A 13640-nucleotide genomic window follows, 5' to 3' on the forward strand; every position below is an offset into this window, starting at 1 on the left:
AAAACTGCCAGCAGGGTTAGCCGTTAGGATTTGGAAGCCAGAAGGTTAGCCGAAAGTCCATAATAATCAGAAAAAACAGTGCTGCTATTTGGTCTTCGGTTACCACCGCCATTAGGACCTGTAATACAATACCACTGGTTATTGCGATAAAGCCTGGTTAAGCGCAAAGGTTACTTCTAACATTTGGAAAGAGACCAACATATTTCACAAGCTGTTTTAAGCCTGTTTTTCAGAAAATGGGCTTAAAACAAGAACGTCACCCCAGACCATAAAGGGTTAAAAATCTACTCGATAGACTTTCTCCAGCTGCTTTTCATTGACCCAGGCGGGCAAATGCCGAAGCGCGAAATTACGGGCCTTTATGAAAAGCGGGTTCTCGGCCTGCGCCACTTCTCCCAGAAACCTGGATTGGCGGGTTATCCATTGGGTACGCGGCTGCCGCCGGGTTTCAAAGCGTTTAGCGGCCAGATTGAAATCAAAGTCCTTTCCTAATTCATCGGCGAAGACGGCGGCGTCTTCCACGGCCTGGCAGGCACCCTGGCCCATGTTGGGCGTGGTGGCGTGGCCGGCATCTCCTAGCAAAAGCAGATTGGGAAACGCGAAATGGTCTAGCGGGGCCAGGTCATACAGGTCATGCCAAAGCAGCTGCTCCGGCTTGGTGTGATGGAACAGGGTTGGAATAGGGGCGTGGTAGTGGCTAAAATGGCGTTCCAGGTCTTCTACCCGCATAGCTTTCATCTGAGGACTGTTCTGGGGCGCATTAATGCAGGCAAACCAATAGATCTTGTTATTCTTTAAAGGCGTCCAGCCTACGCGGCCGGCTTTTCCCCAGGTTTCTGAGGCGTAAATGCTTTCCAAGCCCGGGTTGTCCATAATGGCCCGCCAGCAAGTGTAGCCGGCATACCTGGGTTTTGACTTCGTTACCAGTTGTTGCCTGATGCTGGAATTGATGCCATCTGCCACCAGCACGTGGTCAAAGGTGCGGTGGTCACCGTCCTGAAAATGGATAGTGGCCCCGGTAGCGTAAAGGTCAGCGCGGGTGGCTTTTTTATGGGGGTGCAGGGCCGTGGCCGGGATATGGCGCAGTAACACCTGGTGCAGGTTGGCCCTATGGATCACGAAATTGTCCAGCCCATATTTCTCACTCATGGCCCGGCTATCGGTGCGGTTTATGAGGTGGCCCTGGGCATCAAAGATATGGAAGCCATCCAGGCAGTTGCCCTCGGCTATCACTTCCTGGTCTATGCCCAGCCGCTGAAAGCCTTTGATGGCATTGGCGGCCAGGGCCAGGCCCGCACCTACGGGCTCAAACCGGGGAGCGGCATCAAAGATTTCAGGTTGCAACCCTAACTTCTGCAGCGCCAGGGCGGTGCAGAGGCCAGCAATACCACCCCCTATAATGCCTATCTTCATGACTGATTTACTTGTTAAATGCCCATAGGTAAAAAAGAAACCAAGTTTCCTTTTGGTTAGGGAATTCTATACACCACCGCATTGGCGTTCATGCCAGCGCCAACAGAGGCAAAGATGATGGTGTCTTTATGCTTGAATTTTTGTCCTTCCATTTCGCCCCTGGCAATTAAGTCATAGAGGATAGGCAAGGTAGCCACGGAATTATTCCCCAAGGTATTTATGGTCATGGGCATAATATCCTGGGGGATGTTTGTTTCTCCGTAGAGTTTAAAGAGACGCTCCAGCATGGCCTCATCCATCTTCTCGTTGGCCTGGTGAAGAAGTACCTTTTTAACCGAGGAGAGCGGAATATGGGCTTTGTCCAGGCAGTCTTTGATTAACTGCGGAACGGTTTTCAGGGCGTACTCATAGATCTTGCGGCCGTCCATTTTGATGTAGAGGTCGTCTTGCGGCACGTCTGGATTGTAGGAAGGAGAAGAGTTAAGCCAGAAGGTCTGGGTAAGGGTATCTGACACGGTCAGGTGCTGCAGAATCCCGTTTTTTGCCTCTCCCGTGCGGGCCTCCAGCACCACCGCGCCCGCGCCGTCTGAGTAGATCATGCTGTCGCGGTCATGGGCATCTGTCACCCGGGAGAGCGTCTCTGACCCAATGACCAGAATTCTTTTAGCATCACCAGACTGCAGGTAATAATGCGCCTGAATTACGCCCTGGAGCCAGCCCGGACACCCGAAAGGCAGATCATAGGCCACGGTATACGGGTTAGCGATCCTTAGTTTATGTTTGATTCTAGAGGCCAGGGGCGGCATCATGTCTACGCGGCGCGAGTTGGCTTTCACATCCCCAAAGTTGTGGGCCACAATAATATAATCCAGGGTTTCCGGGTCAATATCGGCGTTTAGGATGGCCTCCTGGGCCGCTACAAATCCCAGATCTGAGGCTACCATTTCTTCCTGGGCGTACCTTCTTTCCTGGATACCGGTAATCTGCTGGAACTTACGGATGATGGTTTCATTGGGGCTGTCCATCTGTTTGCCGGCGGCATCAAAAAAGACGTGGTCCAGAAAGGCCTCATTTGGAACTACCTGGCTGGGAACGCATCTCCCGGAGCCGGTAATTACAGTGGAATGGGTAAGGGGTGCCATAAAGGGTGTGATAGATTATTGGTAAAGGGAGCAGGGAACCGGTAGGGAGTAAACCCTGGGGCAAAAAGAAAGGCTTGTTATTTTAGAGCCTTTCAGGCAGGCCTTTTTTAAGGGCAGCCTTTCCTGCGTCCGGAGCGGTAAGGTGCAGAACAAAATCTAAAAATAAAAGGGAAGCCGAAAGGAAAACAGCAGGAAAGGCCTTAAAAACTATTTAATACACCTATTCCGGGACTGGTAAGGGGAAGATCAGAGAAGTTTTGGGAATACAAGGGAAATAAGATTCTCTACAGCAGGGCACATCAACTGCTGTAAAATTCCTTGCAGAAGAAGGGAGGCTTTTTAGTCAAACAGCAGTTTGGCGCCGCCCACAAAAATAAAGATCCAAACCAGGCCCTTGATCAAAAAGAACAGGAACCCTGCCAGCCCAAACCTCTTTACAACGTTTTTCCAGTTTATCTTTTTCATTTCCAAAAAGAAATACTTTCAGTAGCCACCCATGGTCGCCTTTTGCTAAGTTCGGGTTTTAGGCGTGATTTTCAAAAAACAGGCCCAAAACAAATCAGCCTCTGGCCGCTACTTATCCTTATACAAGCAAGGAACTAGGGGAATTGCCAGGCTATGAAGGCTAATTCTCTAAAGTTTCTACTGCCTTTCGACAGGCATGGTTGGTGCCCGCTTTATTTTTTTTCTTCCGGCTTTTTGCCGGTTCTTCAGTAACCGGTTCACCCGCCAGATAATTCCGGTGATGGGGTAGATCAGCTACAAAAGTCCGGCGGCCTTCAGGTCTTTTTTGGATAATTTGGCCTTGACCAATTCATAAGACTGCCTGAGGTATTTCTCCAAATCAGGCTGGGAAATTGGGTGGCCTTCCTGCAGCAATACCCAATGGTATCGGGCCACGTAAGGGGCGGGCACAATGCCGGGCAACGCGACAAGCTCCTCAAACTCCTCGGGCGTCACTTTCATAGAAAAGGTGAACGGCGGTTCCAGGCTGGCCACGCTGAACATCTTGCCCCCAATTGAAAAACAAAGATCATGCTCCCATTTCACGTCTTCTGTGACGGCAGGCAAAGACAGGCAAAAGGCGCGTAGGGTTTCCAGGTTCATAGATAAAAGGCTAAAAGGATGCCAAAGGTATCATTGTTTGGCCTTGTTTTAGCCAAAACGCCCCAAAAACAGAAACTACTTGAGTTGGCTGCCCAGCCTGTGGCCGCAGTTGCTGCAAAAATTGGCTTTCACCTCTACAGGTTGGCCACAGTGCAGGCAAACCAACTGCGGCGAAATGGGTACCTCTGGATGTTTTATCTTGGAGAGTTCCACCGTGACAATGCCAGTGGGCACCGCAATAATAGCATAGCCCAATAACATAACCACCGAGGAAATCATCTGGCCCAAAGAAGTTTGCGGGGTAATATCGCCGTAGCCCACGGTGGTAACCGTGACAATGGCCCAGTAGATACTCTGCGGAATACTGGTAAAGCCGTGCTCTTCGCCCTCCACCACATAGATTAACGTGCCCACCAGCAACACAAGCGTGCAGACCGCCAAGATAAAGACCGTTATTTTTTGGAAACTGGCAAGCAGGGCGGCCTTGATCACCTCTGCGTTGCTGACAAAACTGGTGAGTTTTAGAATACGGAACACCCGCAGCAGGCGCAGCACCCTTATAGTCATAAAGAACCTTATGCCCGGGCTGAGAATGGCCAGGTAAAAAGGCATGAAAGATAAAAAATCTATGATGCCGTAAAAGCTGAAGATGTATTTAAGCGGCCGGGGATGGCTGTAGATCCGGAGGAAGTATTCCATGGTAAAGGCCAGGGTGAAGATCCATTCCAGGCCCTGAAAATAGGCCAGGTAGTGTTTCCTGTACTCAGGGACGCTTTCCAGGCACACCACCAGGGTAGAGAGCAGAATCACCCAAAGCAGCACAATATCAAATCTTCTACCGGCTTTGGTTTGGGTGCCGTAGATCACTTCATGAACTTGTCTTCTCAGGGTATTCCTTCTCATAGAACTTTGGTTCTGCTCCTTTTACTGTTTCTGGCCTGTTTTGTTGAAAACGCCTCCAAAATGCAAATCTAAGTAAGCAGGCGCAGGCTTTCGCCATTTCCGGAGGAGAGAGAACCCTGTAAAAGTGGTCCTGCCCCAGAACACTTTCCCAAAGGAGGCAACGTTTTGAAAGCCGAATCCCTATCTTTGTCTTCTTTGCCAATTGCCTCTCTGCCAGGCATTTTATTCTTTTGGTTCTATGCCCAGGTTTTTACTGTTTCTGCTTTCTTTCTGCCTTCTGATTTCCATTTTCCCGGCCGCTGCCCAGGAGCTTCCTAACCGCGAGTTCAGGGGAGTGTGGGTAGCCACCGTCGCTAACTTAGACTGGCCGGTGCAGGGCGCCTCGCCCGAAAAACAGAAGGCCGCCTTGCGCGACATGCTGGACAAGATCAAGGAAGCCAACCTGAATGCAGTATTCTTTCAGGTGAGAACCGAGTGCGACGCCTTTTACCGGTCCAGCAAAGAGCCCTGGTCCAGGTTTCTGACCGGCACCCAGGGCAAAGACCCCGGCTTTGACCCACTGGCCCTGGCTATAGAAGAGGCCCACGCCCGCGGGCTGGAACTGCATGCCTGGTTTAACCCGTACCGCGTCAATACGGTCAATACCCCCGGCACCTACCATGCCCAGCACATCTCCAAAACCAAGCCCGAGTGGCTCCTCACCTTTGCCAACGGCAAGAAGATACTGAACCCGGGCCTGCCCGAGGTGCGCCAGTACATTGCCTCCATTATCAGGGAAGTGGCGCAGAACTACGCCATTGACGGGGTGCATTTTGATGATTACTTTTATCCCTACCCAGAAGGTACCTTTACGGGAATCTCCTCTGAAGACGCCCAGACGTTTACGGACCATGGCACTGGTTTTCCGGAGGTGAAAGACTGGCGCCGTTATAACGTGAACGAGACCATGCGGTTGGTTCATACTGCCTTACAAGAAGTTCGGCCAGAGGCCAGGTTTGGGGTGAGCCCCTTCGGGATCTGGAAAAACGGCGAGCCGGCCGGCATTACCGGTATGGATTCCTACAACGCCATTTACGCTGATCCCCTCCATTGGCTGGAGCAGAAATACGTGGATTACCTTACCCCGCAGTTGTACTGGGCCATTGGCGGCAAGCAGGATTACCGCAAGCTGCTGTATTGGTGGTCAGACAAAGCCTTTGAGGCCAACCGCCACCTGTATGCCGGGCACATGGTGCAGAAGAATTATACTATAGAAGAACTGCCTCATCAGATAGAGATTACCCGCTCCAACCGCGAGCGGCATGCCTTGGGCAGCGTAGTATTCAGGGCCTCCAACATCACCAACAACACGCTGCATACCGGCACCTCGTTTAAATCTGCCACCTTCCGGTTTCCGGCGGCCCCCCCGGCCATGGCCTGGAAAACCGGCAAAGAACCTTCCGCGCCCCAGGGCCTTACTGTGACCCTGAACGAGCAAACCGGAAATTACGAGGTTTCCTGGACCCGGAGCCCAGCCAACACCCATTCCTTTAAGCGCTATCTACTTTACACGGCCAATAACATGCCTGCCACCGGTGCTTTAACGCCAGATGGGGCAGTACGAGCCTTTACTACTCAGGAAAAAGTAACCATTGCCGCTTCCGATGTGCCGTCGCCCACTTCTTTCTGGGCCGTGACGGAGCTCAGCCCGGGCAACCAGGAAAGCCCGCTAAGCAACGTAGTGATCCTTGGAGGAACTATGCCGGTATTGGCAGAAAATAGCCAGAAGCCAGTCCTCACCGTGGAAGAGTTAGCGAAAGAGAACCCTCCTGGGGCCGGACCTACATCCATTACCTCTGCGGGACCTTTTACTACCAGCACTAAAAACCTCCTGGTCGCTATTGAGCTTAAGAAAAAGTCGGGCGTCAAGGCCGAGCTTCATACCCTGGATCGGAAAAAGAAGACCAGAGTATTCAAAGAGAAATACAAACCCGGTAAACACACCTTGGCAATTCCCAGAGGCAAGTTCAAGCCGGGTACCTATTTATTGGTGCTAGAATATGGGGACGAAAGAACCGTGCGGAAAGTGGTTTTCAATTAAGGAACACCCAGTTATTTAAAGGAAGTAGGTCCTAAACATAAATACCTGCCATTTTTCCTTTGTCCTCCTGGAAGGATCTCAGTGGCAAGCGGCAGAAGCGGCTAAACAAAGCTTTTCTAGTTCGGCCACAAGGTCCTGTCAGGATGACAAAATGGATAGGTTAGCTTTTGCTGCTTCTTACTTCATGCATAAATTCTGTTTTGGGGCTGTTTTACGTAAAACAGCCCCAAAACAGAGACCTGTCTATTTCACTATCCGCTTCTCCATTCTCAGTGTCTTTTCCCACTCGCTGCTTTCTGCCACTTCTTTGATGACCAGGTTCCTTTTAACCAACAACTGGGTCATATACTTTTTCAAAAACAACCCATCTGCCAGTTTACCTAGATACCAGAAAGGGGAAGTATAATCAAAACGATCTTTCATCAAAGTGCTTCGTTCGCCCAAGGCTTTAAAGGCGTGCTCATGCCGAAAGCGCTGGAAGGCCCCGGTCACCATTTCATCCACGAAGAATACAGGGTGCTCCATTTCTGTGATTAAGGTTTGAAGTTGCTGGCGGATTCCAAAATGGGTAGCCTGCCACGTCACGGTTTCCCCTAAATCAATTAGTCCTGCTACTACTCCTTTCACTGCCCGTTCTTTGGTGTGCTGCGTGGAGACTTGATGAAGGTCTATGCTCCTTGCCAAATCAAAACATACCTCTATAGGAGCCTGGATAATGGTTTGAAGGTGGATTTCGGGCATAGCCTACATTCAGAAAAAGAAGAGTTTCTGTTTAGGGCCCGTTTTAAGGAAAACGGGCCCTAAACAGGAATTACTTTAGCGCATTAAACAAGACCTCAATGGGGTGCAGGGCTTTTCGGCCGGTTCCGTCATGGATCTGGTGGCGGCAACTGGTGCCGGGCGCGGCAATGATAACCTCAGCGGGTTGCTGGCGTACGGTGGGGAAGAGGACCAGTTCGCCCACCTGCATAGAGACCTCATAATGCTCTTCTTCATAGCCAAAAGACCCGGCCATGCCGCAGCACCCCGACGGGATAGCCTCTACCTTGTAATTGGCGGGAAGGGTGAGCATTTGTTGGGTATAGATCACCGACGAAAGGGCTTTCTGGTGGCAGTGGCCATGCAGTTTTACTAGGCGGCTTTCCTCTTTGAAGAGGCTCTTGTCAATGCGTTTGTTCAGGATCTCGCGGGCAATGAACTCATCAAACTGAAGGCAGTGTACCGAAAGAGATTTCGCGTCCTCCTCCTGGTCTGCCTCTACCAGATCCAGGTACTCATCCCGGAACGTGAGAATGCAGGAAGGCTCAATGCCCACCAACGGAACCTCTCCAGTAACCAGGTCTTTAAGGGCGGCCACGTTGTGCTGTGCCAACTTCTTGGCTTCCCGCAGCAGGCCTTTGGAGAGGTAGGTGCGGCCGCTTTCCTCATGCTCCGGAATCAAAACCTCATAGCCCAGTCTCTCCAGCAGCAGGACTGCCTTTATGCCAATATCAGTGTCATTATAATTGGTGAACTCATCACAGAACAGGTACACTTTTTTGGGGAAGGTCTTTTGCTGCTGGGCCAGTTCCTGCCGGTGCTTTTTATACCAGGCCCGGAGCGTGGTGCTGTGCAATAACGGAATGGACCGTTTGGCCGCAAAGCCCATCGCTTTCTTGGCAATCCCGGCCGTGAAGGTATTCTTGAAAATAAAGTTATAGGCCCAGGGAGTGAGAGAGGCCAGCTGATTGGCTTTGGTGAAGTTGCCCACCAGCCGCGTCCGGAAAGGTACCCCGTTGGCGTCATAGTACTGTTGCAGGAATTCGGCTTTTAGTTTGGCCACGTCTACGTTAGAGGGGCACTCAGACTTACATCCTTTGCAGCTCAGGCAAAGGTCCATGGCCTCCTTAATCTCGTGGTGGTCAAAGCGGTTGGCCTTGGGAGAGCGGGTCAGAAACTCGCGCATCACGTTGGCCCGGCCGCGCGTGGTGTCTTTCTCGTTACGGGTCACCATGTAGCTGGGGCACATGGTACCGCCCGTGAGCTGGGTTTTGCGGCAATCGCCGGAGCCGTTGCAGAGTTCGGCGGCCCTGAGCACGCCGCCCTGTTCCTTGAATTTGAAGACCGTGTCAAACTCAGGGGTTTCCTGGCCGGGCTCGTAGCGCAGGAAGGTGTCCATGGCGGGCGTGTTCACAATCTTACCCGGGTTGAAGATGTTGCCGGGGTCCCAGACCCGTTTCACTTCCTCCAGCAGGCGGTAATTCTCCTCCCCAATCATGTACGGGATAAACTCCCCGCGCAAGCGCCCGTCGCCGTGCTCGCCGCTTAATGAGCCACGATACTTCTTGACTAGGTGCGCGATCTCCGTGGCAATGGTCCTGAAAAGTTTATTTCCTTCCTGGGTCTTCAGGTTGATGATAGGGCGAAGGTGCAGTTCCCCGGACCCCGCGTGGGCGTAGTGCACGCAGTAGAGGTCGTACTGCTCTAGGGTCAGGTTGAATTCCCTGATGAACTCGGGCAGGTCCTCCACGTCTACGGCGGTGTCTTCAATCACGGCCACGGGCTTGGCGTCACCGGGGATGTTGGAAAGCAGGCCCAGTCCCGCCTTGCGGAGGGTCCAGACTTTTTTGGTATTGGGGCCCAGCACCAGAGGGTAGTGGTAACCCAATTGGTTTTTCTCCAGGTCTTGCACCAGGGCGCGGGCGCGTTCTTCAATGGCAGCCTGGCTGTGGTCTGCCAGTTCCACCACCAAAATGGCGCCGGGGTCTCCCTGCACAAAGAACCGGTTCTGGCTTTGCTCAATGTTGGTTTTGGTACACTCCAGCACGTAATGGTCCATGAGCTCGCTGGCCGTGGGGTTATGCCTTAGCGCCACCAGATTGGCCCGCAACGACTCGTCTACCGTCTGGCAATGGATACACAGCAACCCAATCTCCTTAGGCGGCAATGGGTTCACATGCAGAGTAATCTCCGTAAGAAATGCCAGCGTACCCTCAGACCCTGCTATAAGTTTGCAGAAGTTAAATTCTTCTTTGCCGGGCGTAAACGGCTCGGTCTCCAAAAGCAAGTCTATGGCATAACCCGTATTGCGCCGATGGATGCTGGGCTTTGGGAACTCGCGCCGGATGTTTTCCTGCGTGCGTTCATGCGACAGCATGGCTTTGGTGGCCTGATACAGCCGCGTCTCCAGCGGACCCGAGGTGTGCTCGCCCCGGCACTTGGCCTCAAACTCAGAAGCGGATAGAGCGGAGAATTCGGCCTCTGAGCCGTCACTTAAAATAGCTTTCACGGCCAGCAGGTGCTCGCGGGCGCTTCCGTACACAATGGAGTTAGACCCGCAGGAGTTGTTGCCCACCATGCCGCCAATCATGGCGCGGTTGGCCGTAGACGTCTCCGGCCCGAAGTACAGGCCATAGGGTTTCAGGAACAGATTCAGTTCATCCCTGATCACGCCTGGCTGCACCCGCACCCATCCTTCCTCAGGGTTTACTTCCAGAATTTTGGTGAAGTTGCGGGAAACGTCTACCACAATGCCGCTGCCCACCACCTGGCCTGCCAAAGAAGTGCCGGCGGTTCTAGGGATAAGGGAGGTGCCTTCTAGGCGGGCAAACGAGATAAGGGTTTTAATGTCCTGCACATGGGCCGGGAAAGCCACTGCCAGCGGCATCTCGCGGTACGCCGATGCATCTGTGGCGTAAAGCGTACGCATGGTGCTGTCAAAATAGAACTCTCCGTCCAGTTTCTGGGCGAGGTACTGAAGTTTCTCTGCGTTCATTGGCGTACCGGAAGTTACAGATGGCCTTGCAGGCGTCAGTTTCTTCTGGATAAAAGTAATGTGAAAGAAAGAAACGGAAGCGGTGCATTCTGCTGCCTTAGAAAGTAACGCTGAAGCCCTGGCTATTCTCGATTCTTCAAGTTGGCAATGTAAGGAGTGAGGGGGTAAAGTCAAAAACAGTTTTCAGTAGTTTTACTATTTCTGAGCTGGGAACAGGCGGTTCAGGTACCCCCTAAAACAGTTTGGGCCTCTTTTCTTAAAAAGAGGCCCAAAACAGGAATTACTTCTGTCAATAGATTTTAGTGCTGACCGCCTCTGCGGTACATGCCTCCACCTGGGTAGTTATTTGTGGGGGCCGCAGGGCCACCAAACATACGCAGGTTGTAGTTGAAGCTCAACATGAAGTAGCGTTGTAACACGGTGGTTTGCACGTCTTCAATATAAGAGTCAGTTACGGTACGGTTCACGCTGGTGTTCTGACCCAACAGGTCAAAGCCGGAAAGCCTGATTTCCGCCTGGCGGTCTTTCATGAATTTATAGCCAATGCTGCCGTTCCAAAGCAAGAAGTTAGGGTCTAGCTGCTCAGACAAACCGCCGTTGTACTGGTGGTTCAGGTCTGAGGTAAGGGTAAGGCCTTTCCAAAGAATCCAGTTCAACCGGAACGTGCTGCTCTGGTTGTAGTAATCATTGTTCTGGGTGGTCAGGTAAGAGTACTTCACTTCATTGTAGTTCCCGTTAGTGGAGATCAGGAAGTCAAAGTTTTCACTGATGTTACTGCTCAGTACCAGGCCGGCACCCAATCCGGTGGTCTTGTTGTCATTGGACACCTCTCGGTAATTAGTTCTGGAGTCACTGTACAAGGCCGGGTTGTTGGTAAGGTTGGCGCTCAGGTTCAGGTTGATATTAGACTTGATGAAGGTAAGCGGCAAACCGTAGTTAAGGAAGGAGCGCAAGGTGTACTGTCCGTCCAAGTTCACCGGGCGGGACAATTGACGACCTCTGGCCAGTAATATATTTCCTGGCAAGGTAATGTCTTCGCGGTCTGCCCGGGTGGTGCTGCGGCCAATATAATCCTGGGCGCCACCAGCACTTATGTAGGCGAAGAAAGACGAGGAACGGCCGGGGTTAGCAGAAGAATACCGCACGCTCACGTTGTGCGAAAAGCTCTGGCCCAGGTTAGGGTTCCCCTGCGTCAGCACAGATGGGTTAGACACGTCAATGGCACTCTGCAGCTGATCTACGCTAGGGGTCTGTGAACGGCCCATGTAGAACAGGCGCACGTTGCGGTCCTGGTTGAAGTTATACCGCACCATGGCAAAGGGAAGGAAGTTATGGTACGTTCTGGAAGTATCAATGGCAGTAGGGTAGAGCTGATCGGTTTTAAGGTTCAGCCACTGGTAGCGGCCATTCAGCATTACCTGGAAATCTTTGGTATTGTAGCGCCAGCCACCGCCAAACTCCTGGGTAAGGGTGCGGTTGTCTACTGTGCTGGACTGCTGCGTCAATAAACTGTCATAGGCCCCAAAGCGCTCGCGGTAAAAGAAGGTGCGGCGGTCTCCGTCTGAGTTGGTCAGGTTGGTGTTGTAGGTCAGCTGCAGCTGAGTGTTTTGAGAAAGAGGCTCGGTGTAGTTCACGCTTGCGCCGGCGCTGTAACCGTTGTTGTCCAAGTGAGAGGTCTGGTTGGCCAGGGAGTCATCACCCTCGTTCTCCAGGCTTTTCAGGTACCGCAGGCTCTGCAGGTTGTCTCCTTTGTTCAGGTTGTAGCCATTGGAAACGTCTACGCTCACGGTGCGGCCCCGCTTGGCAAAGCTATGGCGCCACAGAATGCTGTTGTTGAAGTTAACCCCGGTTAGATCTGAGTTGAAGATGTTGTCAAAGTTATTGATGAAGTCACTGCCCTGGAGCAGGCGGGATTCAGTGAAACTGCTGCCGTCATTCTGCTGAATGCTCAGGCGGGGCCTGATGATAAAGGAGTTGGCAGAGTCCAGGTTATAGGTGATTCTAAGGTTTAACCGGTGGTTCATGTTCTTGGCGTCTGAGTTCCCCAGTTCCCGAAGGGTCTGGGAGGTGGGAGAATTCAAGCCAAACTGCCGGATGGAGGAGTAGTTGTAATCATTGTCTGTGTGGTTGAAAAAGTAGCTGCCTTGCACGTCTACTTTCTTGCCCCATTTGTCCAGGTAGTTCAAGCCAATGGCATTGGTTTTGGCAATACCGTTGTTGGTGTTCACCAGGAAGTCACCGGTACTGTTACCGCCGCCCCAGCTTCCGCCACCGCCGCCTCTGGAACCACCGCCGCCCATGCTTCCGCCTCTGGAACCGCCGCCACCGCCCCGGCTGGAGGCACTGGCTACACCCACCAGGTCATCAGAGGAAAAGTTCTGCTCATTTACGTTGTTGCTCATTCCTACAATAGAGATGCGCTGGTCGCCTTCAAATTTGTTGAGGTTGCCGCTCACCCGGTAGCGTCCGTTTGAACCGGCCCCCGCGCTGAACCGCCCGAATTTGCCGGTTCTGAACTCCGGTTTGGTAATGATGTTGATGGTTTTTTGCTCGTTGCCGTCACTAAAGCCGGTGAACTGAGACTGGTCGCTCTGGCGGTCAAACACCTGTATTTTGGAGATCACCTCGGCTGGCAGGTTTTTCAGAACGGCATTGGGGTCTTCGCCGAAAAACTCTTTCCCGTCTACCAGTACTCGTTGCACCCGCTCTCCCTGGGCCTGCACCTGTCCGTTCTGGATGGTGATACCCGGCATTTTCTGGATCAGGTTCTCGGCGTTGGCGTCTTTGTTTACTTTAAAAGCGGCCGCGTTCATTTCTGAGGTGTCAGCCTTGGTGATAACCGTGGAGGCCCTTCCTATTACCTGCACCTCTTTTAAGGCAGTGGCGCCCTGACCCAAGGTAAGCGTTCCCAATTGGATTGGAGCCCCGGTAGTGGTAATTGACCTGTAAAGATCTGAGAAACCCAGGTAGCTTATTTTTAAGATAAACCGTCCGTTTCTAACCCCGGAAAACTCAAACCGGCCGTCGGCGTCGGTGGCTGCGCCCCGGTACACGCTGGAGTCCTGCGCATTGAGCATAGCCACGGTAGCCCCAATAAGGGGAGCCCCGGCCCCAACGGCCTGTCCTTTTACGGAAGAAGATGTCTGGCTAAAACTGAGATGGGATACTACAAGAAATAGAAATACTAGTAAAGAAGCTTTTTTCATTACAAAAATGGTTTTGCTTTAGACCGCGGTCCCCC

Annotated in this window: 9 protein-coding genes; 2 read left to right on the forward strand and 7 right to left on the reverse strand. The window is 52.3% G+C overall.

The window, feature by feature from the left end; genetic code table 11:
• Positions 1–276 precede the first annotated feature (276 nt).
• Both TH63_RS06405 and TH63_RS06410 read right to left on the reverse strand, forming a co-directional pair.
• The gene (locus TH63_RS06405; RefSeq protein WP_048920222.1) at positions 277–1413 is read right to left on the reverse strand and encodes an FAD-dependent monooxygenase; all 1137 of its coding nucleotides are present in this window, start codon (positions 1411–1413) and stop codon (positions 277–279) included.
• A gap of 56 nt (positions 1414–1469) precedes the next feature.
• The gene (locus tag TH63_RS06410) at positions 1470–2555 is read right to left on the reverse strand and encodes a 3-oxoacyl-ACP synthase III family protein (RefSeq protein ID WP_048920223.1); all 1086 of its coding nucleotides are present in this window, start codon (positions 2553–2555) and stop codon (positions 1470–1472) included.
• A gap of 318 nt (positions 2556–2873) precedes the next feature.
• Here TH63_RS06410 and TH63_RS20270 point away from each other — a divergent pair, with 318 nt between their 5' ends.
• Positions 2874–3158, forward strand: a complete 285-nt coding sequence (locus TH63_RS20270; protein WP_156180437.1) for a hypothetical protein — start codon at positions 2874–2876, stop codon at positions 3156–3158.
• A gap of 156 nt (positions 3159–3314) precedes the next feature.
• Here the strand turns inward: TH63_RS20270 and TH63_RS06415 are convergent, their stop codons facing one another.
• Both TH63_RS06415 and TH63_RS06420 read right to left on the reverse strand, forming a co-directional pair.
• On the reverse strand, positions 3315–3662 hold the full coding sequence (locus TH63_RS06415) for an MmcQ/YjbR family DNA-binding protein (protein WP_048920224.1): 348 nt from the start codon (positions 3660–3662) through the stop codon (positions 3315–3317).
• Positions 3663–3737: 75 nt separating this feature from the next.
• Positions 3738–4565 carry an ion transporter gene (locus tag TH63_RS06420; RefSeq protein WP_048920225.1) on the reverse strand — a complete coding sequence of 276 codons (828 nt, stop codon included), beginning with the start codon at positions 4563–4565 and terminating at the stop codon, positions 3738–3740.
• A 238-nt stretch (positions 4566–4803) separates the two neighbouring features.
• On the opposite strand from TH63_RS06420, the gene TH63_RS06425 reads away from it, so the two are divergent.
• Positions 4804–6645, forward strand: coding sequence for a glycoside hydrolase family 10 protein (locus TH63_RS06425; protein ID WP_048920226.1), 1842 nt, complete (start codon positions 4804–4806; stop codon positions 6643–6645).
• 243 nt (positions 6646–6888) lie between these two features.
• On the opposite strand, the gene TH63_RS06430 is transcribed toward TH63_RS06425, so the two are convergent.
• The 3 genes from TH63_RS06430 to TH63_RS06440 form a co-directional block, all read right to left on the reverse strand.
• On the reverse strand, positions 6889–7386 hold the full coding sequence (locus TH63_RS06430) for an SRPBCC family protein (protein WP_048920227.1): 498 nt from the start codon (positions 7384–7386) through the stop codon (positions 6889–6891).
• 70 nt (positions 7387–7456) lie between these two features.
• Positions 7457–10399 carry an FAD-binding and (Fe-S)-binding domain-containing protein gene (locus TH63_RS06435; RefSeq protein ID WP_048920228.1) on the reverse strand — a complete coding sequence of 981 codons (2943 nt, stop codon included), beginning with the start codon at positions 10397–10399 and terminating at the stop codon, positions 7457–7459.
• Between the two features lie 299 nt (positions 10400–10698).
• Positions 10699–13605 carry an outer membrane beta-barrel protein gene (locus tag TH63_RS06440; RefSeq protein WP_076606420.1) on the reverse strand — a complete coding sequence of 969 codons (2907 nt, stop codon included), beginning with the start codon at positions 13603–13605 and terminating at the stop codon, positions 10699–10701.
• Positions 13606–13640 lie beyond the last annotated feature (35 nt).

Origin of the sequence: Rufibacter radiotolerans (genome assembly GCF_001078055.1) — a bacterium.
Lineage (GTDB): Bacteria > Bacteroidota > Bacteroidia > Cytophagales > Hymenobacteraceae > Nibribacter > Nibribacter radiotolerans.

Coding starts and splice junctions, on each gene's coding strand:
- TH63_RS06405 (WP_048920222.1), bottom strand. CDS start 1,413: ATGAAGATAGGCATTATAGGGGGTGGTATTGCTGGCCTCTGCACCGCC.
- TH63_RS06410 (WP_048920223.1), bottom strand. CDS start 2,555: ATGGCACCCCTTACCCATTCCACTGTAATTACCGGCTCCGGGAGATGC.
- TH63_RS06415 (WP_048920224.1), bottom strand. CDS start 3,662: ATGAACCTGGAAACCCTACGCGCCTTTTGCCTGTCTTTGCCTGCCGTC.
- TH63_RS06420 (WP_048920225.1), bottom strand. CDS start 4,565: ATGAGAAGGAATACCCTGAGAAGACAAGTTCATGAAGTGATCTACGGC.
- TH63_RS06425 (WP_048920226.1), top strand. CDS start 4,804: ATGCCCAGGTTTTTACTGTTTCTGCTTTCTTTCTGCCTTCTGATTTCC.
- TH63_RS06430 (WP_048920227.1), bottom strand. CDS start 7,386: ATGCCCGAAATCCACCTTCAAACCATTATCCAGGCTCCTATAGAGGTA.
- TH63_RS06435 (WP_048920228.1), bottom strand. CDS start 10,399: ATGAACGCAGAGAAACTTCAGTACCTCGCCCAGAAACTGGACGGAGAG.
- TH63_RS06440 (WP_076606420.1), bottom strand. CDS start 13,605: ATGAAAAAAGCTTCTTTACTAGTATTTCTATTTCTTGTAGTATCCCAT.